This window comes from Flavobacterium sp. LB2P53, assembly GCF_003970305.1.
Classification (GTDB): Bacteria; Bacteroidota; Bacteroidia; order Flavobacteriales; family Flavobacteriaceae; genus Flavobacterium.
The window spans coordinates 238,182-261,180 of record NZ_RYDG01000005.1; the positions used below are offsets into that span (position 1 = coordinate 238,182).

The window sequence follows — 22,999 nt, forward strand, 5'->3', positions numbered from 1 at the left end:
TTCAGTGATGAAAGCCTCTTTTTAGTTTATAAAATATTCTTATTTCAATTCTGAAATGAATGCTACGATAGTTGCTGCAATTTTATTTTGTTCCACATCATTGGTTAAATAGTCTCTGTCACCAAGGTTTGACATATAACCCAATTCAACGAGTACAGCCGGCACTTCTGATTTTTTTAAAATGTAGAATGGAGCTTTCTTTATTTCTGATGATTTTATAGTAGTATTGCGGATAAATTTGTTGCGAAGTTCCACCGCAATTTCATTTGACCTTTCATTCGCAATTGATTCTGTGGCAATATAAAATTCCATTCCTGATTTTGATAGATTTAAATTTTGATTGACATGAAGTGACAAAACTAAATCGGGTTTGATCTTGTTGATCAACGCAGAACGGTCACTCAAAGAAAGAAATTGGTCTCCAATTCTTGTAAGGTGTATGGTCACTTTCTCATTTTTGTTCAAAAATTTGATTTTGTCTGTGATTTGCGCTACAATTTGTTTTTCAGTAGCACTACTGGAAGTTGCTCCAAAATCAGATCCACCATGTCCGGCATCAATAACAATATTTATTTGTTTGGATGGGACAGTATTCGGAATTACAAATGCAAAAGAGACGACGGTGGCAAGAGTTAGAAATAACGGAATTGCTTTTTTCATGTGGTTTTGTTTAATTTGTTATTCAATTGTAACTTACAAAAATAAGAATTATTGTGTAACTTTATTCTATTCCAAAGCTCTCAAAAGACCTTCTGGTGCTTTCTCAATGTACATTTGGTTTTGGATTCCTTTTATTGATTTGGCATCCGTGAAAAACTCAAAATCTTGTCCGGGACTTTGTCGCAATACGCGACCAGTTCCAGTAATTTTGCGAATGGCTGTACTTAATAACGGTTCTGCAGAATCGCCAAGGATTCCCAGAGTACTCAATGTTTCTTTTTGTAGAAAATCAGGTTGTAACCCACTGAAATAATCCCCAAAACCCACTGAATTGACAATTTTTAACACGATAGGCTGCATGGCATATCTGTGATTGGGATTCCTGCTTTGAGCTCCAAAAGTCGGGGAGTCATAAAGCGTTACGGATCCTACGTTTTTTCCTACTGTAACATCCCCAATTTGTATAACTTGAATGTGAGGTTCTAGCCCGTTGATTACTAACTCGCTTGCTGATGCAGAGCTTTTCGTAGTTAAAATATAAATTTTAGTCAATCCTAAACTATTGATGGCTGTGCTTCCTATTTTATCGGTAAAATAATTGAATAATGCTTCGGGATTTTCAGCCTCGAAATAAGCATTAATTTTTGCATTCCATTGTTGTTTAGCAAAGACTTTTCCTTTAAATTGTCCGGTAATCATACTTGCCAATCGTGTAGCCGTTTGTACAGAACCACCGCCATTGTATCGTAAATCTAAAACCAAGTCCGTAACTCCTTGTGATTTTAGAGATGCAAAAGCATCGTTTAATTGAGTGTCAAAATTAGCATAAAAGCCATTGTACATCAAATAGCCTATTTTGTGAGAGCCGGAGGTGATTACTTTATTGATTAAAATTGGATTTTCGGATAGGACTGTTTTTGTCAATGCCACTGATTTACCGTTGCTGACAATTGTAGTTCCGTTAAAATCAGCAAGATTTAGTGTGTAATTTTCGTTTGAACCAAAAAGTAACGATTCATAATTGCTTAAAGTCAGCTGTGTACCATTTACAGCAGTAAAAAAATCACCACGTTTTATAGCTTTACTGGAGGCGTCTGAGTTTGCAATAATATAACGAACGTAGCCAAATATTTCAGTTGTACTACCCGGTTTATAACTTAAACCAAAATCGATACCATTGTTTTTAGTAGTGCCCTGAAGCGTTCCTTCAAGTTCTAAATAATCGCTTACAATCCAACTAAATCGATCCGTAGAAGGAGTAACCCGCAACGCATCAAATAAATCCTCAGGCACCGGATATTCCCTTAAAAAAGAGTTTAGTGCAGTTTGATCCGCGAATCGGTTATCGGCTAAATTTGGAACATCAGCTTGCCACAAATAGTACAGATTCATTCCTTTCCAAATAAAATCCTGAATCTCCAGACTTGCAGGTGGTGTCACGTCATCATTGTCCTGACAGCTTTGTAAAGTGAAAGTAGCTATGAAAAATAAAAGTGTAAATTTGAATACTGTTCTCATAATTGTATTTTAATACTTTATTAACGTAAAAATACTAACTTTAGTTTTATTTTATGTTTTTTTGTTGCAAAAATAAATAGGATTCATCTTAATAGTATAACTCGTTTGATTTTTAATGGATATGAAAGAGTACGCAATCCGGGTGTCACTTTCCCGGGCACGAAAAACGATTAAAGAATTTATGATACAAATACACAATTATGGAATCAAATAAAGTCGAGGGTTTATTAGAAAAATACTTTCAGGGAGCGACCACTTTAGTCCAAGAAAAAGAGTTACGGGATTATTTTTCGTCTCAGGATGTTGCTTCGCATTTACAACAGTATGCTTCATTATTTGACTGTTTTGCTGTTGCAAAAGAGCAGCAGAATATGAATAAAACTCCAGTATTTGAAGTTGTTATGGCTAAAAACAAGAATAAAAAAGGCAATTTAGGCTGGGTTTCTATTGCAGCTTCAGTTGTTGTTTTGATGGGAATAGCAACGTATGTCCTTTTTGATTTGGATGCTACAAAAGAAAATACAAATTTAGGAACCTATGAAGATCCTGAAGCCGCTTTTAGGGCCACTCAAAAAGCATTGTCATTATTATCCAAGAATGTGAATATTGGCATAAAAAGTGTACAATACATTGAAGAATATCAAACCGTTAAAAACAGGGTTTTTGTAAGCGCTAAAAAAGAGTGGAAAAGATCCTGAAAATCAAACTAAGAATACTAACAATAAAATAATTAAATAAAATGAAAGCAACCATTCAAAAAAGTATCAATAGGAGTTTTAGCAAAAAGTGTCTGATCACTTTAGTATTTCTAGTTATTTCGAGTCCATTTTTTGCGCAAGCAGTCTTTGACAAATTTGACGGACAAGATGATGTTACGTCCATTATAGTCAATAAAAAAATGTTCGACTTGATGAGTAAGGTCAAAGTAGATGCTTCTGATAAAGAAACGCAACAGTACCTGAGTTTGATAAAAAAATTGGACAACCTAAAAGTTTTTACTACAAAAAGTACCAGAGCAGAGGGAGAAATGAAAGCTGCTGCAGAGAAGTACATCAAAACAGCGGGATTAGAAGAGTTGATGCGCGTGAATGAAAACGGAAGGAATATAAAAATTCTGGTAAAATCAGGAACTTCAGATTCTCAAATTAGAGAATTGCTGATGTTTATTGAAGGAGCTAAAAATGAGGATACAGTGCTGATGTCATTGACAGGAAATTTTGATTTGAATGAAATTTCAGTTCTTACCGATAAGATGCGAATTCCAGGAGGTGATGACTTAAAAAAAGCAACTAAAGGCAGAAAATAAGAGGAACCCAACCAGCGTAATGATTATGATGAGCGTATTGCACCAATCGAACATTGATTTAGAACAATTGAAGCCGCTACAGCAGTTCATGAAATAAACAGAGTTATATCTATAAAAAAAAGCGTCTTGATGTTGTAATCGAGACGCTTTTTTTATGCCTATTTCAAGAATATTATTTGCAAAACATTTTTTTGTTTTTAACGGCACTTTGGCTTCCTAATTTAATGGCTTTGGTGAAATCAGCGCACGCATTTTTTTTATTTTGAATGTGAATATTAGATAACCCTCTAAGATTATAGGCAATGTAGTCTTTAGGATTTAACGTGATAGATATCGTACAGTCTTCAATGGCTCCCGTATAATTTTCAGCCTTGTAATTGATGTCAGCCCTGGTGGTATAAGCATCTCCTTTTTTAGGTTCAATGAGGATGGTTTTATTGACATCATCTAACGCCCCTTTTATATCGCCTGATTTTTGTTTCAAAAGGGCTCTGTTTAAGTAGGCTTCAGCAAACAATGGATCAGCTCGTATGGCTTTAGTATAATCAGCAATAGCGCCTTTTAGATTGCCTATTTCTGCTTTTTTTAAAGCTTGGTCAAAAAAATCGTAGGCAATTGGACTCTGACTCCAGCCAGTTAAGGAACTTAATAATAATGCAAGAAAAATTAATTTTTTCATAAAAATAGATTGCAGGGTATTGGGCTTGTAGAACTCGGGTAAAGAATAAAATTGCACTATAAATGTACTATTTTTTTATTTAGATATTAAATTAACGCATTTAAATGTAATTTATTTTACAAAATGAAACCAATAAAAAATCACCAAAAGTTGGTATTGTGAATGGATATGCTAACGAAATTAGAGCAGCAAGTTAAGGAAAATTGTGACTTAAGCTAAGTACTTTTGTCTTTGTCTCCAATATGATAAGACTCACTAGTTTTTGATAATTTATTTAATGCTTTAAATAATTTGGACCGTAAACTCAGCAAACACATGACGTTCTTAATCAATTAAAACTATCGACGATTTTGTTGAACAAAAAAAGCCTGCAAAATTAGTGCTTTGCAGGCTTTTTTTATTGTGACCACGGTGGGATTTGAACCCACACGCCCTTGCGAGCACCAGCCCCTCAAGCTGGCAAGTCTACCGTTTCTCCACGTGGCCTTATAAAAAAAAAGGTCCAGTAATAAATTACTCGACCTTTTGTGACCCGACTGGGGCTCGAACCCAGGACCCCATCATTAAAAGTGATGTGCTCTACCAACTGAGCTATCGAGTCAATGCTTCAAGGAAAGTATGTGTTGATCACTAAAATTGTGACCCGACTGGGGCTCGAACCCAGGACCCCATCATTAAAAGTGATGTGCTCTACCAACTGAGCTATCGAGTCATTTTCTTTCCTTGAATGCGGGTGCAAATATAAGGACTTATTTTGGAGTTTTCCAAGCAATTTTATTATAAATTTGTCTTTTTTAAACAAAATTACTCAACACCTTAATTTGTAAGGTTTTATTCAGATGAAAAAAATAATTTTATTAGGTTATATGGGGTGTGGTAAGTCTACAATTGCAAATAAGTTGTCCAAAATTATCCAATTTCCTTTTGTAGATTTGGATGAAAAGATAGTAGAGAAGATGAATTTGTCCATAAATGCCATTTTTGAAAAGCATGGAGAAATTTATTTTAGAAAGGTAGAACACGAAGTTTTTATCGAATTATTAAACGCTCCCGAATCATGTATTATAGGTTTAGGTGGAGGAACTCCTTGTTATGCCAATAATCATGAGTTGCTAAAAGGAGATAATGTTGTTTCTATTTATCTAAAGGCTTCTATTGAAACGTTATTGAACAGATTGGCTTTTAATGTAAGTAAGCGTCCACTGATTGCGGATAAAAGTCCTGAAGATATGAAAGAGTTCATAGCAAAACACCTTTTTGACAGGAGCTTTTATTACAACCAAGCGCAATATAAAGTTGTGGTTGATGGTAAAACAATCGATCAGACTGCGCAGGATATCGTGGCTCTTTTAGCTTAAATACGCATAATTAGTATCGTTTTCATCAAAAACAACTTGTACGTGCTCTAATAACGAAGTAGAAAGCGAGATTCCTTTAAAATCTGCTTTTACAGGATACTTTTTGTGATTTCTATCCACAAGCACTGCGGTTTTGAATTTTTTTAAAGGAACATCTATAAAGTGTCGTACGGCATAGATAAGTGTCGTTCCGGAGTTTAATACATCATCTACCAGAACTAAACCTTTATTGGTATACTGTTCTTTTGATAACGAAGTATGAATGGGTAATTGAGGGGTTTGTTTGTTGATCTGCACTTCGCATAGTGCAACTTTAAGAGGGGAAATAGTTTCCAGGACGGCGGCTATTTTTTTTGCGAAAATGAAACCATTACTGGCGATTCCTGCAATGACTATTTCCTCTTCATCTACGAAAGTTTCATATATTTGGTAGGCAATTCTTTTTATTTTGTGATCAATTTCCTGATTTGTTAAGATGATATTTTTGCTCATTATTTAAAATTTTTATATTCCCCTCCCCAGCCCTCCCCGAAGGGAAGGGAGCTAGGACTGGCAAAGGTTATTCGATGTTTTACTTAATTTTTATTTGTCACTTATCTTACATTCAAAACTCTGGGGTGAGAATTGCGTTTGATAAAGTTCATTCGGGATTGTACTTAATTTACTAAGGCTAGTCTCCCTCCCCGAAGGTGAGGGTCGGGGAGGGGAGAAATTCATCAATATCTCTTCGATCTTTTTTGGTAGGTCTTCCCGTGCCATTCTTTCGATAATGTTCTTTTGATAGTTTTAGTAATTCTAAATGTTGATACGCTTCTGCCGGAGTATCGTTTCGTCTGTAAATATCAACCAGTTTTGCTCCGACACGATTTTCCGGGATATCCAACACGGTGATTATTTGGGTAATTTGGTCTTTCCGAAACGTGATTTTGTCAGTAGCGAAAACTTCTTTAGAAGGCTTGGCAACAAGACCGTTAACGGTTACGTGATTCTTTTTGCAGGCTTCAGTAACCATATTTCGGGTTTTATAATACCGCACGCACCATAAATATTTATCTATTCTCATAAATTTTCTAAAATAGGAGTTAAATTGTTTACAAAAATCAATCAATATTGTATCTTGCGCACTTAAAAAATTAGCTATAATGAACAAATTTAAGTATTATTTTATTCTATTAATTACAACTATCTCTTTATTTTCATGCTCAAAGGATGAGGCTGCTGAAATTCAACCGCCTAGAGATTTCGCAGTGCAATATGCGACTGATTTAACGGATATCGAAGAATATTTAAAAAACTATTATATCACAGTTGTAAATCACGCCGGTTTCCCGGACGACCAGGACGTTAGCTATACAAAAATTCCTGCAGGAGGTAGCCAGCCCTCTATTTGGTCTTATAAAGATAAAACAACCTTTCCTAAACTTTTGAGTAGAGATGTCAAACTTCATGATATAACGTATACCTTGTATTATTTAGTGCTTAGAGAGGGAGCGGGCAAATCTCCTACTAATGCTGATGCGGTATTGGCTTCTTACAAAGGAGATTATTTATCCCGAACCACGGTTTCGGAAGTTACGACACTTTCTGCTACTCAGTTTGAGGTGGTGAAAAACCCACAACAATTCTTTAGTTTGCTTACTACAGTAGTAGGATGGGGCGAAACTTTTCCGCAATTTAAGACTGGGACTTACGATTCTAATACAGATGGCACCGTATCTTACAGAGATTTTGGAGCAGGAGTAATGTTTTTGCCTTCTGGATTAGGATATTATAATTCAGGAAGTGGATCGATTCCTTCCTACGCACCTCTAGTTTTTAGTTTTAAATTATACGAAATTAACAGACTGGATTCAGATGGTGATGGAATCATGAATTTTCAAGAAGATCTTGACGGCGATGGTTATATGCGCGTTTTAGCGACAGGAGTTATAAATCCGGATGATACGGATGGAGATGGAATTCCAAACTTTTTAGATACTGATGATGATGGAGACAGTGTGAGTACCAGAACGGAAATCACGGATGCTAATGGCGTTTTAATCCCATTTGAATCTATCCCAAGCTGTAACGGAAATACTACTGATCCGGCAAGAATCAAAAGACATTTAGTAAAATGCAATTAAAACATACAAATCAAAAAAAATCCAGTTCAATTTGAACTGGATTTTTTTTTTGTATAAGTAAAAGGAAGCTATTATTTTCTTTTCATTACTCTTTGAACCGCTTCAACAATCGCTTGATTGTTCAATTTGTATTTATCCATTAATTGTTCTGGTGTTCCGGACTCTCCAAAGCTGTCATTCACTGCCACGAATTCTTGTGGTAATGGGCTGTTCAAAGCTAAAACTCTAGAAATGCTTTCGCCCAGACCACCAAGAATGTTATGCTCTTCAGCGGTAACAATACATTTTGTTTTTTCCAATGATTTCAAAATTGCTTCTTCATCTAATGGTTTGATCGTGTGAATATTGATTACTTCAGCAGAAATACCTTGTGCTTCTAATGCTTCAGCTGCGATAAGAGCTTCCCAAACTAAATGTCCCGTAGCAACAATAGTTACATCAGTCCCTTCCGTTAAAACAATCGCTTTCCCTATTTCGAAAGGTTCGTCAGCGGGCATAAAGTTAGGCACAACCGGACGACCAAAACGCAAATAAACAGGACCGTGGTGATCCGCAATTGCCAATGTAGCCGCTTTTGTCTGGTTGTAATCACACGTATTGATTACCGTCATTCCCGGTAACATTTTCATTAAACCAATATCTTCCAGGATTTGGTGTGTTGCACCGTCTTCCCCTAAAGTTAATCCGGCGTGTGAAGCACAAATTTTTACGTTTTTCTCTGAATACGCAACCGACTGACGAATTTGGTCGTACACTCTTCCCGTAGAAAAATTAGCGAAAGTTCCCGTGAAAGGAATTTTTCCTCCAATAGTTAAACCGGCAGCAATTCCAATCATGTTGGCTTCTGCAATTCCAATTTGGAAAAAACGTTCTGGGTGATTTTTCTTGAAATCATCAAATTTAAGAGAACCAATTAAATCTGCACAAAGTGCCACAACATTCTCGTTTTTTTGACCTAATTCAGTCATTCCCGCTCCAAAACCCGAACGTGTATCTTTACTTCCTGTATTTGTATATTTTTTCATTTTCCTCCCCCAACCCCTCCAAAGGAGGGGAGCTCCTATTGGGGTAAATAGGGTTTTAAATTTTTATTTAATGATTCTGTAGCTGTTTCTCCCCTTCGGGGAGGCTAGGTGGGGATTAGTAGTCGCTTTCTGCTGCTGTGTAGTTTTGGCCTAAAGCAATTTCAAGTTGCGTATCATTAGGCGCTTTACCGTGCCAAGCGTGACTGTACATCATAAAATCTACCCCATTACCCATTTCAGTGTGCAACAATACACAAACTGGTTTTCCTTTTCCAGTTCTGGATTTGGCATCATTCATTCCGGCAATAATAGCTTCGATATCATTTCCTTTTTCAATTTCTAAAACATCCCAATCAAAAGCTTCAAACTTGGCACGAATACTTCCCATGGCTAAAACCTCGTCAGTTGTTCCATCAATTTGCTTTCCGTTTAAATCGATTGTAGCAATAAGGTTGTCCACTTTTTTTGCAGCAGCATACATGATTGCTTCCCAGTTTTGACCTTCCTGTAATTCACCATCACCATGAAGTGTATAAATAATATGGTTGTCACCATTCAATTTTTTTGCTTGAGCAGCACCAATCCCTACTGATAATCCCTGTCCAAGAGAACCAGATGCAATACGTATTCCTGGTAAGCCGTCATGTGTAGTTGGGTGTCCTTGTAGTCTTGAATTGATCAAACGGAAAGTAGCTAGTTCTGCTGCTGGAAAATAACCGCTTCTAGCTAAAACACTGTAAAATACAGGTGAAATATGCCCGTTTGAAAGAAAGAAAAGATCTTCTCCAATACCGTCCATATCAAAACCTTCTTTGCGTTCCATTATATTTTGATATAAAGTGACAAGGAATTCAGTACAACCTAGAGAACCACCTGGGTGACCTGAGTTGACAGCGTGTACCATTCGAAGAATATCTCTTCTGACTTGGATTGTTAAATCGTTTAATTGTTGTGTGTTCGGTTTCATTTGTGTGTTAAAATTAGACTGGGCAAATGTAGTCAGATATTTTGATTTATACAGACTTCCATTTTTAGATTTATCAATAGTTATCAAGGATTGTTTTTTTAGCAGCAATACTATTTTTAAGAATTCTTGATTATTTAGTATCTTGCAACCATGTTTCAACAATTATTCAAAAGCATTCAGGAAAAAGTGATACTGACTCAGGAAGAAATGGAGTTGTGTAAAACTTTTTTTATCCCTAAAAGATTACGCAAAAAACAAATCCTGTTGCAAGAAGGAGACATTTGTGTCTACAATGCCTTTATTGAAAAAGGAATACTGCGCTCTTTTTCCATCGATGAAAAAGGAAATGAACACATCGTACAATTTGCAATTGAAGGCTGGTGGATCGCAGATTTGTCCAGTTTTCTAACAAATAGTTCCTCTATTTATACGATTGAAGCCTTGGAGGATTCTGAACTGCTTTTGCTGACAACATCGGCAAGAGAAGCTTTAATGGATAAAGTCCCCATGTTTGAAAGATACCAACGCTTGCTTTTGCAAAATGCCTACATCGCCAATCAAGCCAGAATAAATTCGACTTTAACAGAAACCGCCGAAGAAAAATACACCAATTTAGGAATTGCTTATCCCGGAATTGTTCAACGTGTACCCCAACACATGATCGCCTCTTACCTTGGTCTGAAACCGGAAACATTGAGTCGGGTTCGCAAACAAATTAACAATCGAAGTTCATTTTAATTGACATAGATCAATAGAATTTCTTGTTTTACATCAACGAAAACTTTTGCAATACAGCCTTAAATTTGTCCTGTAAATATAAGTCGATGTCAAATAGAACCACATTTGCAGTCCTAGGAGTTTCAGTAACCAATAGTATTGTTTTAGCAAAGCAAATTGCCAAAACCAATCCCGTTTTGCTGTTTGATCAAAAAGCCGCTACACTTTTGGAGGTGTATACCGAAATTATTTCAGAGAATCCGAAGGCAAATGTAGAAATGATGATTTGTCCAACCAATGCAAGTTGGGAGGCAGATATTATTATACTTTCAAATGATGTGGCAACAAATGTTACTCTTATTGAAAAAATCAAAAAAGTGGCAACGGGTAAAATCGTACTTATTTTGGGAAACGAAATGGAGGTGATTAATTCCGAAAGTACACTGGATAAATTACAGCATTTGTTTCCTTTTTCTAAAGTTGTTCTGAGTAACGAATCAGCGTATGATTCTAACGATTTCCTTCTTTTGAAAGGAAATGAGCAAGAAACCTTAAACACTATTTTAACTCTATTTACAAGTATTGGTTTGAAAGCCAGTATTTAATTTAATAAAACACTAATTTTTAACAAAAATCAAATGAGTAAATCAATTTTATTTCAACCCTATACATTAGGAAGCAGTACTTTAAAAAATCGAATGGTGATGGCTCCAATGACCAGAAGCCGTTCTAATAATGAAGGTAATGTTCCTACTGCACTTACGGCAGAATATTATACACAAAGAGCTACAGCAGGTTTAATTGTTTCCGAGGGAACTTTTGTGAGTACAAAAGCAGTGGGTTTTATCAATGTGCCCGGAATTTACAGTGCAGCACAAACCGAAGGTTGGAAACTGGTTACAAAAGCAGTTCACGAAAAAGGAGGAACTATATTTGCACAATTGTGGCACACGGGACGGTTGTCGCATCCGGATTTGCATAATGGCGAATTACCACATGCGCCATCCGCTTTGAATCCGTATGCAAAAGCTTACACAAAAGACGGTTTTGTAGACACTGTTGTTCCAAAAGAAATGACTATTGAAGACATAAAACAAACCGTTTTAGATTTTAAAAATGGAGCTAAAAATGCTATTGAGGCGGGTTTTGATGGTGTCGAATTGCACGCTGCCAACGGCTATTTACTACAACAGTTTTTTAATGGTTATTCCAATAATCGTACCGATGAATATGGTGGTTCAATAGAAAATAAAACCCGAATCCTTTTTGAAATTCTAGATGCTTTAGCCGGTGTTATTGATTATTCTAAAGTGGGCGTTCGATTGAATCCTACCCTGCATAATACGCAGGGAATGATGTTAGATGAACAGACAATTCCTACTTATGAATATATTGTAAACCGTTTGAATGACTATGGTTTAGCGTATGTGCATTTGACGGAGCCTTTTACGCCGGTTGATGATGTACCTTTTGCTGTTACTGAAGTAGCTAAGCATTTCAGACCGTTTTACAAAGGAACATTAATCATCAATAAAGGGTTTACAAAAGAAATGGGAATCAAAGTGCTTGAAGATGGGTATGCAGATCTTGTTGCTTATGGAGTTCCCTTTATTGCAAATCCGGATTTAGTGGCTCGTTTTGAGACTGATGCTCCATTAAGTAAACCAGATCAAAGCACGTTTTACACGGATACTGTGAAAGGATATACTGATTACCCGGCCATGGTTTAATAAAGAAGTATGCTTGTCTGTAGTTCTACGTAAGAAATATTTTTTGACACACATTTCATATATTTTTACAAATTAGACATTTTTTTATTGAAAATCTGTGGAATCTGTGTCGGTTTTTTGTTTGGTACGATTGCGTACAAGCAAATAAATAAATTAAACAAGAATAGTGTCAAAATACCATTGTCTTTATTTTGAGGTTCAATTATAATTCACAAGAAAGCCCGCAATAGCGGGCTTTCTATTTTTATAAACTGTATTTTATGCTTACTTTTTTTTGTAAAGAAAAACGGGTAGTGCGCATGCTGATGAGGCTTGTTTGCTAAAAAGGAACATCGCTGTCATCATCCGGATCATTCAAATTGCTTCCAAAAGCATCATTGGCAGAGGGCAGGTTTTTAGTAATGAAAGGGTTGTCATCCTGATTCATACTGGATGGTAAGTCATCATATCCGCCACTGTAATCTTCCAGGTTATCAAATTTTCCCAGATGTCCAATAAACTTCAACCGAACGTTTTCTATACTACCATTACGGTGTTTGGCAATCATTATTTCTGCCTGACCGGCTGTTGGTGAGGCTTCTTCATCATCCCATTCGTCTATTTTGTAGTATTCAGGACGGTATAAAAAAGACACAATATCCGCATCTTGCTCAATCGCTCCTGATTCCCGTAAATCAGACAATAACGGTCTCTTGCTGGATCCACGGGTTTCTACCGCTCGAGATAATTGAGAAAGTGCAATAACAGGAACGTTCAATTCCTTGGCTAATGCTTTCAAGTTTCGGGAAATGCTAGAAATTTCCTGCTCTCTGTTTCCGCCTCCTTTTCCGTTTCCGCCAGCCGTCATCAATTGCAAGTAATCCACAATGATAATTCGGATCCCATGTTGCGAAACCAATCGCCTGGCTTTAGCCCGTAAATCAAAAATCGATAAGGAAGGCGTATCATCAATAAAGAGAGGTGCTTTTTCTAAGTTTTTAACTTTGGTACTCAACTGTTCCCATTCGTGTTTTTCTAGTTTTCCGGTACGCAATTTCTCTGATGACAAACCTGTTTCAGAGGAAATTAGCCGGGTAATTAACTGTACTGATGCCATCTCCAGAGAAAATAAGGCCACTGGTATTCCGTAATCAATAGCCATATTTCTGGCCATGGATAATACAAATGCAGTTTTTCCCATTGCAGGTCGTGCCGCAATAATAATTAAATCGCTGGGCTGCCAACCGGAAGTAATCTTATCTAACTTATCAAAACCAGTGGCAACACCGCTCAATCCTTCTTGACCGGCAATTTCTTCAATTCGTTTTTTTGCCTGTAGCACTAAACTTTGAGCTGTCTCTGAACTTCGTTTGATGTTTCCTTGTGTTATTTCATATAATTTAGATTCAGCTCTGTCTAATAAATCAAAAACATCCGCTGATTCATCGTAAGAGTCTTCAATGATTTCAGTAGAAATCCGAATCAAACTGCGTTGAATAAACTTTTGAAGAATGATTCTGGAGTGAAATTCAATGTGTGCCGAAGAGGATATCTTTTGCGTAAGCTGAATTAAGTAAAAATCACCGCCTGCTAAATCTAATTTTGCATTTTTCTTCAGTTGGGCAGAAACGGTTAATAAATCAATAGGCTGTGTTTCTGTAAACAATTGAACAATAGCCTCAAAAATATGTTTGTGTGCTTCTTTATAAAAAGCATCAGGTTGTAAAATGTCAATAACATCATCAACCCCTTTTTTGTCAATCATCATGGCACCAAGCACAGCCTCTTCTAAATCGAGCACCTGTGGTTGTAATTTTCCTTTTTCAAGGCTTATAATAGTCGTTTTATCAACCTTGACAGGATTAATATTTCTGAAGTTTTCCATGAAGCGAAAGTAACTAAAATTAAAAAAACATAGTCGTTGAGTTGTTACAAATAATTGTTCATAACTAACTATTTTTTGTTTATAACCAAAAAAAAATCCGAAACGGCAAGGCTTCGGATTAAATAGTAATTCGTAAGATTTTACTCTTTATATTCTCCCATTTTGCAGTATTTATCCATTCTTTGAGCCACTAATTCTGCTGTTGATAAGTCTTTCAATTCGTTGAAACCTTTCATGATATATTGCTCTACCGTTTTGAAAGCAGTTGCTCTGTCATAATGTGCACCGCCTAGTGGTTCAGGAATAATATCATCTACTAATTTTTGTTTTTTCATGTCAGCTGAAGTCAGCTTCAGTGCTTCGGCAGCTTGTTCTTTATATTCCCAGCTTTTCCATAAAATAGAAGAACATGATTCTGGAGAAATGACGGAATACCAGGTGTTTTCCATCATGTATACCTTGTCACCAACTCCTATTCCTAATGCGCCACCAGAGGCACCTTCTCCTACGATAACAGTAATAATTGGCACTTTAAGACCAATCATTTCAAATATGTTTCTGGCAATGGCTTCTCCTTGTCCGCGTTCCTCGGCTTCTAATCCCGGGTAAGCCCCTGGAGTGTCGATCAACGTCAAAACAGGAATCCCAAATTTCTCTGCCATCTTCATCAATCGCAACGCTTTTCTATATCCTTCCGGATTGGCCATTCCAAAATTACGGAACTGTCGCGTCTTAGTGTTGAATCCTTTTTGCTGACCCACAATCATAAAGGATTGCCCGTCAATTTTTCCTAAACCACCAATCATGGCTTTATCATCTTTAAAACCTCTGTCGCCAAAAAGTTCCAGAAACGTATCGCCACACAAGGCACGCACGTGGTCCATTGTATACGGGCGGCTTGGATGTCTGGATAATTGGACACGTTGCCAGGCAGTCAAATTTTTATAGATTTTTCTTTTGGTCTCTTCTAGTTTTTTGTTGATTTGTTTGCAAGTATTCGTTACATCAACATCTGATTCCTGACCAATAATAAGACATTTATCTAACTGTTCTTCTAGTTCTTTTATTGGAAGCTCAAAATCTAAATATTCCATAGGATTTTTGCGTTTTTGTTTTTATTTCGAACCGCAAATATAAAATTTTAAATCGTTCGAAAAGGTAAATATTCTATTTATGTGTAAAAGTTTGCTTCTCTAAAGCGGGAGATTCTTTTTTAATTTTATTTTTTTGATAGTGTTTAATCACCCCGTTTAGGATTACGGTGATTACAATTATTAGTGCACCAATGTAAAATTCAAAACTCATTTTCTCTTTTCCGCCAAGGATAAAATAGGCCAAAACAATGCCGTAAACCGGTTCTAAATTCGTAGTCAGCATTACGGTATATGGCGTTAGTTTTTGCATTATTTTTACTGAAGCAGTAAAGGCATAGGCGGTACAAACGGATGCCAGAATCAATATCAGGATCCAATTATTAGCCGTTAATACAAAGAAATCGGCCGTGAATTTTTGTTCGAACACAAAGTAAATCGATATGAAACCAACACCCGCCAGGAATTCATAAAACGAGATAACCGAAGGATCGTGATCCGCAATGAGTTTTCCGTTCATCAGCGTAAATAAAACACCTAATATAATGGATGCTAAGGCGTATAACATTCCGTCCAGGTAATTGATTTCGACCTTCATAATCAGTCCCAGCCCTGCAATTATGATCAGACCAAAAAAGACTTCGTACCACAGTACTTTTCGACCATAAAAAAGTGGCTCCAGCAGCGATGCAAAAAAAGCACCCAATGAAAAAACGGATAACGTAATAGACACATTAGAAACGTGGATCGCTTTGAAAAATAAAATCCAATGCAAAGCAATCAATAATCCGACAAAAATTAATTTAAAAAATGATTTTAGCGGAATCCGAAACGATTTTTTCTTATACACCAGAAAAATAGCTAAAAAGATACCGGCAAAAAACATGCGGTACCACACCAAGGCATCTGCCGTTATAGTGATTAGAGCGCCTAAAATGGCGGTAAAACCCCAAATAAAAACAATCAAATGGAGATTTAAGTAACTTTTTAAATTATCGTTTTGCATTTCGTAATAGGTAGATGGCTAAAATTCCAAAAGCAATATTGGGCAACCAAACCGCTAATAGGGGAGGGAAACTGGATTTTTCTGCAAGAACACCAAAGATTTTATCAAAGAATACAAAGGCAAAAGCCAGCGCAATTCCTATGGCCAGATTCGTTCCCATTCCGCCTCTTCGTTTCATCGATGAGACTGCAACTGCAATAATGGTCAGGATAAATGCGGATATCGGGACACTGTATTTTTTGTACAAAACCACTAAATAGATGTTGATATTAGAGGAACCGCGTTCTTTTTCTTTGGCAATAAAGGCATTCAATTTTCCTAAATTCAGGGTTTCTGCAATATACACCACTGGAGTTAAATCCTCTAAATCGAATGTGAAAATAGCCTCTTTCTGGGGTAGTTTTTCAATTTTATCATTCAGTTCGCCCACCGTTCTTTTTGTATAATCATACAGGGTGTAGGTACTGTCCTTTGGATTCCATTTGATCCTGCTGGCCGTGATTTTATGAACGAGTTTTTCGTTTTTAAATTTTTCCAGTGAAAAATTAAAAGCTATTTTAGACTCCGTATTAAAACTGTTTACATAGATAAATTCATCATCACTAATTTGGCGATACACATCCGTATTATCCCCGCGCATGGCCTCTTTTCCGCCTCCTTTTAAATACGTATACCTAAAGTTATTAAAGCCTTCGCTGGCAGCGGGAACAACAAAAAATCCCATTAGTAAAACAAAAACAGAAACTATGGAAGCACCAATAATATACGGTCTTAAGAAACGCGTAAATGAAATTCCGGAGCTTAAAATAGCAATAATCTCAGTATCATTTGCCAGTTTTGAGGTAAACCAAATCACCGATAAAAACAAAAATATCGGAAAAAGAGAATTCGCAAAATAAACCGTAAAGTTGTAGTAATAAAGTGCAATCTCTAAAAACGGAACCTTGTTTTCCAGCATTTTGTTGATCTTCTCAGATACATCAACAACGATTCCTATGGGGATAAACAACAACAGCATCACCACAAATGTGGTTAAATATCTTTTTAGGATGTATTTGTCTATTATTGTAAGCATAGTAAAGTTTAATCGGTTATTTGTTTAATCGTTTAACCGAATTAACGATTAACCGATTAAACATTTTTAAAGTCTCTGGTTCATGTTTTTCACCATCATTTCTTTCCAAGGTCTAAAATCGCCCGCTAAGATATGTTTTCTGGCCTCCCGAACCAACCACATATAAAAACCAAGATTGTGTATCGTGGCAATTTGTTTCCCCAAGTATTCATTGGCAGCAAAAAGGTGACGCAAATACGCTTTCGTATATTCTGTATCTACAAAGGTGATTCCCATTTCGTCAACGGGCGAAAAATCAGCTTCCCACTTTTTGTTTTTGATATTGATGGTGCCATTCGCTGTAAATAACATTCCATTTCTGGCGTTTCGGGTAGGCATCACACAGTCAAACATGTCAATTCCAAGGGCAATATTCTCCAGAATATTTATAGGAGTTCCTACGCCCATCAGGTAACGCGGTTTGTCTTCCGGTAAAATTTCGCAAACTATTTCGGTCATGGCATACATTTCCTCGGCAGGTTCCCCTACGGAGAGTCCACCAATGGCGTTTCCTACTTGATTAGAATTTGCAATATATTCCGCTGATTGCTGACGCAAATCCTTATAACAGCTTCCTTGAACAATTGGGAAAAAAGCCTGATCGTAACCGTATTTTACAGGCTGCGTGTCTAAATGATTGATGCAACGATCCAGCCAGCGGTGTGTCATTTTCATCGAGCGTTTTGCATAGTTGTAATCACAGGGATACGGCGTACATTCATCAAACGCCATGATAATATCGGCACCAATGGTACGCTGAATTTCCATCACATTCTCTGGCGTAAAAAAGTGATAGGAACCATCAATGTGCGATTTGAACTTCACGCCCTCCTCCTTGATTTTTCTATTGGCCGAAAGCGAATACACTTGGTAGCCACCAGAATCCGTCAAAATATTACGGTCCCAGTTCATGAATTTATGCAAACCTCCGGCTTTCTCTAGGATTTCCGTTTGAGGTCGCAAGTATAGGTGGTAGGTATTTCCCAGAATAATATCCGGGTTAATGTCTTGTTTCAATTCCCGTTGATGCACTCCTTTGACCGAAGCTACGGTCCCCACAGGCATAAAAATTGGGGTTTCAATCACCCCGTGATCAGTAGTAATACTTCCCGCTCTGGCTTTGGACAGCGGATCTTTTTTTAATAAATCAAACTTCATCTAGTATTTTTATTGTTTTTTCGGTCACATGCTATTCGCCAATAAAGCTGTTTTACCAAACATTTACCGCAGCGCAGAACATAGCAACTTATTTCAACCGATTGTTCGGCTGGCAAAGATAGGTTAATTTGAAACCTACATCAAAAAAATGTTTGCCATCCCGCAAAGTAATAAAGTGCATCGAAAGCTGTGGGATGACAACCAAAACAACCTTTTTTTTAAGAAATAATTAAACAATAATAGTATTCAAAAACACACATACCATTTAGCACATGGACTTGGGCGTGCCCTAAAAAGGTCGGGCTATCCGTTATAATCTTTTACTGCGCTGCGCTTCATAAAAGGATTTCCACTATTATCCCTCACGCGAGATTTGGTTTAACAGCAACTAAATTTTCCCATTACTATTCAAAAAGCATCCAACAAATAAAAAGTCCTTTTGATGATTTGTAAGAAAATTTTAGTATATTTGAAAATAAGTAAAGCGAAACAAACTTTCGCCAATCTACCCAATTTTGGGTGTATATGCGAAGGTTTGTTTCGCCTGTATACAAGTTAGCGGATATCTCAAAAAAAATGTGGATGAAAAAGAGATTCATTTATCTGAATGCAATATTAATATTAGTAATATTACTTGTTTTTATTTTTGGTGATTACTTCTCACCAATTGAAATGAAATTTCAGTATTGGTGGAGTACGAAATATCTCGAATGGAAAATGTTGTCAATAATATTTTTAAGTTTCGCATTTTTTTCTGCTGTAATAAGCTTAATTGACATCAAAAATTTGAAATATATAAGTAAGTTTAGTAGAGTTTTCTTTTCTCTAAATTGTTTACTACTATTATTCTTAATCTACAATTTCACAGAATTATATTTAACAACAAAGAGTGAATTAACTAAACGAGAAAACGAATTAATAAAAGAGGCAAAACGTGATGTAAAAGACGATAATGTCACTTATAAATTTGCTGGCGGACTTCAACTTCCGATGCATACGCAAAAAAATGAAAATAGAATTGATAGTATTAGAAAGAAATATGGTATAAAATATAAAAACACAGGTTGCATCGTAGATTTGATTGAAATACAAGCACAAGAAAAATATTCAGAAACTGTAAAACCATATTTAGAAAAGAGAAACGGAAAAAATTGGGAATATAAAATGCAAAAAGAAATTGAACTTATAAAAAGAGACATCCGCTAACAGCTAGGGATTCGTTGCGTGCGTAGCACGAACAATGAATTATAATCACCGAATACCAACAAAAATAAATTCAATGAGGTAAACCCGGGTTGAACGGAACCGATTGTACGTCCGTAAACACTATGGAGTTGCCGGAAAGTTTTTAGAGAGAATACGAAGAGGATTTAGTGTCCTCTTTTTTTGTAGAGTTATTTGCCTTTTTTAATTCTTTTCATTCATTAACCACATGTAAGTTTCATCTCTTAAAGAATTTTAATTGTAGTTTAAATAACATATATTTACTCTATGAGTAATAAAATACAGTTCGTTTAGTGGTTTTTAGACGAACTGACGTTAGCGGTAATTTTAGAGCGACACCTCAATAACAGTAATAATAAATAAAAAATGAAATTAACAACTATAATTGCACTTCTTTTAATTGGACATCTTGCATTTGGTCAAGACAGGATTTAAAAAATTGACAGTTTACTCAATTCTCTTTATTCAAAAGAGAAAATCAATGGCAATTTTCTGATTGCAGAAAAAACGAAGGTTTTTTCACAGACTGACGTTAGCCGTCAGTTTCGCGCAACATAAAACTGAAAATAATAAATAGTAGAAGCGAATAATATAATAAAGTGAAAATTTAACAAGAAACAAAATGGAAAAACATTCAGAAAAAAGAGAAGAATTAATATCAAAATTTCAAAGAAATTTTGAGCTTATTGTTGACTTTGTATTATCATATGAATGTTATTGTGACATTTCAGATACTTGGGAAGAAAAAGCATTTAATGATTCAGAAGTTACTCATCGACTATATTATGAAACTATAAAAAAAGTTTCTGATTTGGATTATTCTGAAGAACAATGTGAAGCAATTAAAACTTCTTTTATTCACGAAAATGCTGTAGAAGATTACATTAAAAGTTTAGATTCTCAGTATGTAAATTTAAAACCACTTTGCGAAGAAATCAAAGCAAAGGAAGATAAACTTTTAAATTTATTATAGAATATAATTATTATAAACGATTCTTTAAAACTTTTAAGACAGAACTTTGAAAAATAACTAACTAAATATAAACATAAATGAAACTTATTATTACTTTTTTTGTATTTATTCTCTTTGTAAATTGCAAACATAAAGAAGAAAATGAGAAAATTCTATATGAACAAAATCAAGAAATTAAAAATAACACTGTAAAAGTGGAAGAAAATATTTTAAAAAATTTCACTTACGAAGATATTGCAAGATTTACTATTGCTTCTGTAATGGGACAACCAATAAAAATTGTCAAAGCAACTAAAAATAACGATTTGTATTTCGTTACATATTTAAGAAAATCTGATAAGCAAAAGTTTGAATATAAAGTTAAATTTGACGGTAACGATGTTATTTGGGCTAGTATTGAAGGAAGATGGAGAAATTCAAAATATGATGAAAAAATAAGTTTTGAGGAAAATGGTGAAAAGCTAAAAATAATTACGACTTTTAGTGATATGTCGCAAGATATTCAAGAATATAAAAAAGGTGAATAAAAAGCTAAACTTATCAAAAACAAATTAACAAATAAAAAAAGCCAAATGAGAAAATTATTTCTTTTAACGTTAGTATCTTTTACACTAACTTTCTGCAAAAACAATACCGATATCGAAACTGAACAAAACGTGCCCGAAACTTCTGTAATGTCGAAATCGGAATCCGACCAAAAGTTAATCGAAGTTTGCGAAAATATGGATGGTATTGTCGATGCTGATATAAAGAATGATATATTAACTGTTAAAGCTAACATTTCTAAAAATGAAGCACAGAAATTAAGTGATGGAATGTTGAGCGAAATCACAAAATATAATAACGATATTAAAACAGTTTTGGTTGTCGATTTAGAATATCAAATATTAGGATATTCAGGGAAATAAAAAAACGAACGCCTAACAGCTAGGGATTCGTTGCGTGCGTAGCGCGAACAATGAATTATAATCACTGAATACCAACAAAAATAAATTCAATGAGGTAAACCCGGGTTGAACGGAACCGATTGTACGTCCGTTAACACTATGGAGTTGCCGGAAAGTTTTTAGAGAGAATACGAAGAGGATTTAGTGTCCTCTTTTTTTGTAGAGTTATTTGCCTTTTTTAATTCTTTACATTCATTAACCACATGTAAGTTTCATCTCTTAAAGAATTTTAATTGTAGTTTAAATAACACATATTTACTCAATGACTAATAAAATAGAGTTCGTTTAGAGGTTTTTAGACGAACTGACGTTAGGCGTCATTTTGCCTAGACAGAACGTTCAAAACTGAATTTGCAAGATTAAATTATTTTTTATAATTTTGTATCCAAACGAATACAACTTAAAGGATGTACTTTCTTGAAAAGACGACGGAATTTGAGAAATGGTTTAATAAACTGAATGACTTTAGAGCAAAAGCAAAAATTTTGTTCCGACTTCAAAAGTTAGAAAAGGACGAACACTTTGGAGATTGCGAACCTGTTGGAGATGGAATTAGAGAACTGAAAATTAACTACGCAAAAGGTTACAGAGTTTATTTCAAAGAAATTGATGGGAAAGTTATTATTTTACTTATTGGAGGAGATAAATCTACTCAACAAAAAGACATTGAAAAAGCAAAAGAAATTTGGAAAAAATTAAAAAAATAAAAAATGGAAACGTCAGAATTTGATATTGCAGATTATTTGGACAGCAACGAAATGATTGCTGAATATCTAAATACAGTTTTGGAAGAAGGCAATGATGCTGAAATTGTTACCGCAATTGGACATATTGCAAAAGCAATTGGTATGACCAAAATTGCAGAAGAAACTGGAATGAGCAGACCAAGTTTGTATAAAGCATTGTCGAAAGGGTCCAAACCACGATTTTCAACGATAATGAAAGTTTTGAAGGCAGTTGGAGGACAAATACATATAAATCCATTAACCGCATAAAAAAACGAACGCCTAACAGCTAGGGATTCGTTGCGTGCGTAGCGCGAACAATGAATTATAATCACTGAATACCAACAAAAATAAATTCAATGAGGTAAACCCGGGTTGAACGAACCGATTGTACGTCCGTCAACACTATGGAGTTATCGTAAAGATTTTAGAGAGAATTATAAGAGGCAAGCGAGCCTCTTTTTTTGTAGCGTGGTTTCAGCTTGGTTTTTCTCGTGTTTTCCATCACTATTGAGCATAATTGCCCTTACCCATAATTTAGCTTTTATAGGAATTTGAACTTTGGCTGGGTATTCCGGGGCAAACTGAACACCCTATTCCGGTTTAAACTGTACAGGAGAACTGATGTTATGGGCTATGGCTGCTCGCTATCGCTCGGGTGGCAAATCCGAAAATAGGAATGAATTTAGTCCCAAACCCGCTGTAGTCCCAGAACGTTAGTGGCTATGGCACTACCCCAATGTCATTAAGTTAAGGTTTTATTGTTTTGATTTACAGCTATTTATTGTATTTAAAATTAGGTTTTTTATAGTAT

Annotated in this window: 25 protein-coding genes, 3 tRNA genes and 1 pseudogene; 14 read left to right on the forward strand and 15 right to left on the reverse strand. The window is 35.6% G+C overall.

The genetic code is table 11. The annotated features are described in order from the left end of the window. Positions 1 to 39: 39 nt before the first annotated feature. Together EKL95_RS08640 and EKL95_RS08645 are read right to left on the reverse strand one after the other, a co-directional pair. Positions 40 to 660 carry an N-acetylmuramoyl-L-alanine amidase gene (locus EKL95_RS08640; RefSeq protein WP_126563970.1) on the reverse strand — a complete coding sequence of 207 codons (621 nt, stop codon included), beginning with the start codon at positions 658 to 660 and terminating at the stop codon, positions 40 to 42. 66 nt (positions 661 to 726) lie between these two features. Next, positions 727 to 2,178 (reverse strand): S41 family peptidase, encoded by a 1,452-nt coding sequence (locus EKL95_RS08645; RefSeq protein ID WP_126563971.1) that lies wholly within the window; start codon positions 2,176 to 2,178, stop codon positions 727 to 729. A gap of 112 nt (positions 2,179 to 2,290) precedes the next feature. Here EKL95_RS08645 and EKL95_RS15165 point away from each other — a divergent pair. From EKL95_RS15165 to EKL95_RS08655, 3 genes and pseudogenes are all read left to right on the forward strand, one after another. Further along, positions 2,291 to 2,392: pseudogene (locus tag EKL95_RS15165) on the forward strand (RNA polymerase subunit sigma-70); the annotation flags it as partial. Continuing rightward, on the forward strand, positions 2,379 to 2,876 hold the full coding sequence (locus EKL95_RS08650) for a hypothetical protein (protein WP_126556268.1): 498 nt from the start codon (positions 2,379 to 2,381) through the stop codon (positions 2,874 to 2,876). The pseudogene EKL95_RS15165 and the gene EKL95_RS08650, both read left to right, overlap by 14 nt. 41 nt (positions 2,877 to 2,917) lie before the next feature. After that, positions 2,918 to 3,484 (forward strand): DUF4252 domain-containing protein, encoded by a 567-nt coding sequence (locus EKL95_RS08655; RefSeq protein WP_126460802.1) that lies wholly within the window; start codon positions 2,918 to 2,920, stop codon positions 3,482 to 3,484. 172 nt (positions 3,485 to 3,656) lie between these two features. Here the strand turns inward: EKL95_RS08655 and EKL95_RS08665 are convergent, their stop codons facing one another. From EKL95_RS08665 to EKL95_RS08680, 4 genes are all read right to left on the reverse strand, one after another. Continuing rightward, positions 3,657 to 4,163 carry a tetratricopeptide repeat protein gene (locus EKL95_RS08665; RefSeq protein WP_126563972.1) on the reverse strand — a complete coding sequence of 169 codons (507 nt, stop codon included), beginning with the start codon at positions 4,161 to 4,163 and terminating at the stop codon, positions 3,657 to 3,659. Positions 4,164 to 4,566: 403 nt separating this feature from the next. Further along, positions 4,567 to 4,649, reverse strand: a tRNA-Leu gene (locus EKL95_RS08670). Between the two features lie 42 nt (positions 4,650 to 4,691). Beyond that, positions 4,692 to 4,764, reverse strand: a tRNA-Lys gene (locus EKL95_RS08675). 38 nt (positions 4,765 to 4,802) lie between these two features. After that, positions 4,803 to 4,875 (reverse strand) — tRNA-Lys (locus EKL95_RS08680). 127 nt (positions 4,876 to 5,002) lie between these two features. Here EKL95_RS08680 and EKL95_RS08685 point away from each other — a divergent pair. Then, positions 5,003 to 5,521 (forward strand): shikimate kinase, encoded by a 519-nt coding sequence (locus tag EKL95_RS08685; protein ID WP_126460808.1) that lies wholly within the window; start codon positions 5,003 to 5,005, stop codon positions 5,519 to 5,521. On the opposite strand, the gene EKL95_RS08690 is transcribed toward EKL95_RS08685, so the two are convergent. Together EKL95_RS08690 and EKL95_RS08695 are read right to left on the reverse strand one after the other, a co-directional pair. Then, positions 5,513 to 6,013, reverse strand: coding sequence for a phosphoribosyltransferase family protein (locus EKL95_RS08690; protein WP_126563973.1), 501 nt, complete (start codon positions 6,011 to 6,013; stop codon positions 5,513 to 5,515). The genes EKL95_RS08685 and EKL95_RS08690 overlap by 9 nt on opposite strands. 178 nt (positions 6,014 to 6,191) lie before the next feature. Then, positions 6,192 to 6,584, reverse strand: a complete 393-nt coding sequence (locus EKL95_RS08695) for an RNA-binding S4 domain-containing protein (protein ID WP_126563974.1) — start codon at positions 6,582 to 6,584, stop codon at positions 6,192 to 6,194. 79 nt (positions 6,585 to 6,663) lie between these two features. On the opposite strand from EKL95_RS08695, the gene EKL95_RS08700 reads away from it, so the two are divergent. Further along, positions 6,664 to 7,644 carry an FKBP-type peptidyl-prolyl cis-trans isomerase gene (locus EKL95_RS08700; RefSeq protein WP_126460814.1) on the forward strand — a complete coding sequence of 327 codons (981 nt, stop codon included), beginning with the start codon at positions 6,664 to 6,666 and terminating at the stop codon, positions 7,642 to 7,644. 71 nt (positions 7,645 to 7,715) lie between these two features. Here the strand turns inward: EKL95_RS08700 and EKL95_RS08705 are convergent, their stop codons facing one another. Beyond that, positions 7,716 to 8,669: a transketolase family protein gene (locus tag EKL95_RS08705; RefSeq protein ID WP_126515735.1), complete on the reverse strand. Its 954-nt coding sequence runs from the start codon at positions 8,667 to 8,669 to the stop codon at positions 7,716 to 7,718. Positions 8,670 to 8,784: 115 nt separating this feature from the next. Continuing rightward, a complete protein-coding gene (locus EKL95_RS08710) occupies positions 8,785 to 9,636 on the reverse strand; it encodes a transketolase (protein WP_126556365.1) in 852 nt (283 codons plus the stop codon). A gap of 150 nt (positions 9,637 to 9,786) precedes the next feature. Between EKL95_RS08710 and EKL95_RS08715 the strand changes: the two genes are divergently transcribed. The 3 genes from EKL95_RS08715 (at position 9,787) to EKL95_RS08725 (ending at position 12,083) form a co-directional block, all read left to right on the forward strand. Next, positions 9,787 to 10,374, forward strand: coding sequence for a Crp/Fnr family transcriptional regulator (locus tag EKL95_RS08715; RefSeq protein WP_126455733.1), 588 nt, complete (start codon positions 9,787 to 9,789; stop codon positions 10,372 to 10,374). 86 nt (positions 10,375 to 10,460) lie between these two features. Further along, positions 10,461 to 10,958 carry a hypothetical protein gene (locus EKL95_RS08720; protein ID WP_126563975.1) on the forward strand — a complete coding sequence of 166 codons (498 nt, stop codon included), beginning with the start codon at positions 10,461 to 10,463 and terminating at the stop codon, positions 10,956 to 10,958. A gap of 33 nt (positions 10,959 to 10,991) precedes the next feature. After that, positions 10,992 to 12,083: an alkene reductase gene (locus EKL95_RS08725; RefSeq protein ID WP_126460826.1), complete on the forward strand. Its 1,092-nt coding sequence runs from the start codon at positions 10,992 to 10,994 to the stop codon at positions 12,081 to 12,083. 319 nt (positions 12,084 to 12,402) lie between these two features. Here EKL95_RS08725 and dnaB read toward each other — a convergent pair whose 3' ends face one another. The 5 genes from dnaB to tgt form a co-directional block, all read right to left on the reverse strand. Further along, positions 12,403 to 13,947 (reverse strand): replicative DNA helicase, encoded by a 1,545-nt coding sequence (dnaB, locus tag EKL95_RS08730; protein WP_126460829.1) that lies wholly within the window; start codon positions 13,945 to 13,947, stop codon positions 12,403 to 12,405. Between the two features lie 140 nt (positions 13,948 to 14,087). Beyond that, positions 14,088 to 15,041 (reverse strand): acetyl-CoA carboxylase carboxyltransferase subunit alpha, encoded by a 954-nt coding sequence (locus EKL95_RS08735; protein WP_126455741.1) that lies wholly within the window; start codon positions 15,039 to 15,041, stop codon positions 14,088 to 14,090. Between the two features lie 73 nt (positions 15,042 to 15,114). Then, entirely contained in the window at positions 15,115 to 16,044 is a 930-nt protein-coding gene (locus EKL95_RS08740) for a DMT family transporter (RefSeq protein ID WP_126563976.1), read from the reverse strand. Next, the gene (locus tag EKL95_RS08745) at positions 16,031 to 17,119 is read right to left on the reverse strand and encodes an LptF/LptG family permease (RefSeq protein ID WP_126561768.1); all 1,089 of its coding nucleotides are present in this window, start codon (positions 17,117 to 17,119) and stop codon (positions 16,031 to 16,033) included. Before EKL95_RS08745 ends, EKL95_RS08740 begins: the two co-directional genes overlap by 14 nt. A gap of 66 nt (positions 17,120 to 17,185) precedes the next feature. Continuing rightward, positions 17,186 to 18,316, reverse strand: a complete 1,131-nt coding sequence (gene tgt, locus EKL95_RS08750; protein ID WP_126460838.1) for a tRNA guanosine(34) transglycosylase Tgt — start codon at positions 18,314 to 18,316, stop codon at positions 17,186 to 17,188. A gap of 582 nt (positions 18,317 to 18,898) precedes the next feature. Between tgt and EKL95_RS08755 the strand changes: the two genes are divergently transcribed. The 6 genes from EKL95_RS08755 to EKL95_RS08785 all read left to right on the forward strand — a co-directional run bounded on the left by EKL95_RS08755 (position 18,899) and on the right by EKL95_RS08785 (position 22,455). Next, positions 18,899 to 19,522: a hypothetical protein gene (locus EKL95_RS08755; RefSeq protein ID WP_126563977.1), complete on the forward strand. Its 624-nt coding sequence runs from the start codon at positions 18,899 to 18,901 to the stop codon at positions 19,520 to 19,522. Positions 19,523 to 20,162: 640 nt separating this feature from the next. After that, positions 20,163 to 20,513, forward strand: coding sequence for a hypothetical protein (locus tag EKL95_RS08765; RefSeq protein WP_126563978.1), 351 nt, complete (start codon positions 20,163 to 20,165; stop codon positions 20,511 to 20,513). Between the two features lie 77 nt (positions 20,514 to 20,590). Then, positions 20,591 to 21,040 carry a hypothetical protein gene (locus EKL95_RS08770; RefSeq protein ID WP_126563979.1) on the forward strand — a complete coding sequence of 150 codons (450 nt, stop codon included), beginning with the start codon at positions 20,591 to 20,593 and terminating at the stop codon, positions 21,038 to 21,040. A gap of 45 nt (positions 21,041 to 21,085) precedes the next feature. Then, a complete protein-coding gene (locus tag EKL95_RS08775) occupies positions 21,086 to 21,421 on the forward strand; it encodes a hypothetical protein (protein ID WP_126563980.1) in 336 nt (111 codons plus the stop codon). A 446-nt stretch (positions 21,422 to 21,867) separates the two neighbouring features. Next, complete coding sequence (locus tag EKL95_RS08780; protein WP_126563981.1) at positions 21,868 to 22,167, forward strand: type II toxin-antitoxin system RelE/ParE family toxin; 300 nt, start codon at positions 21,868 to 21,870, stop codon at positions 22,165 to 22,167. A 3-nt stretch (positions 22,168 to 22,170) separates the two neighbouring features. Continuing rightward, a complete protein-coding gene (locus EKL95_RS08785; RefSeq protein WP_126563982.1) occupies positions 22,171 to 22,455 on the forward strand; it encodes an addiction module antidote protein in 285 nt (94 codons plus the stop codon). Positions 22,456 to 22,999 lie beyond the last annotated feature (544 nt).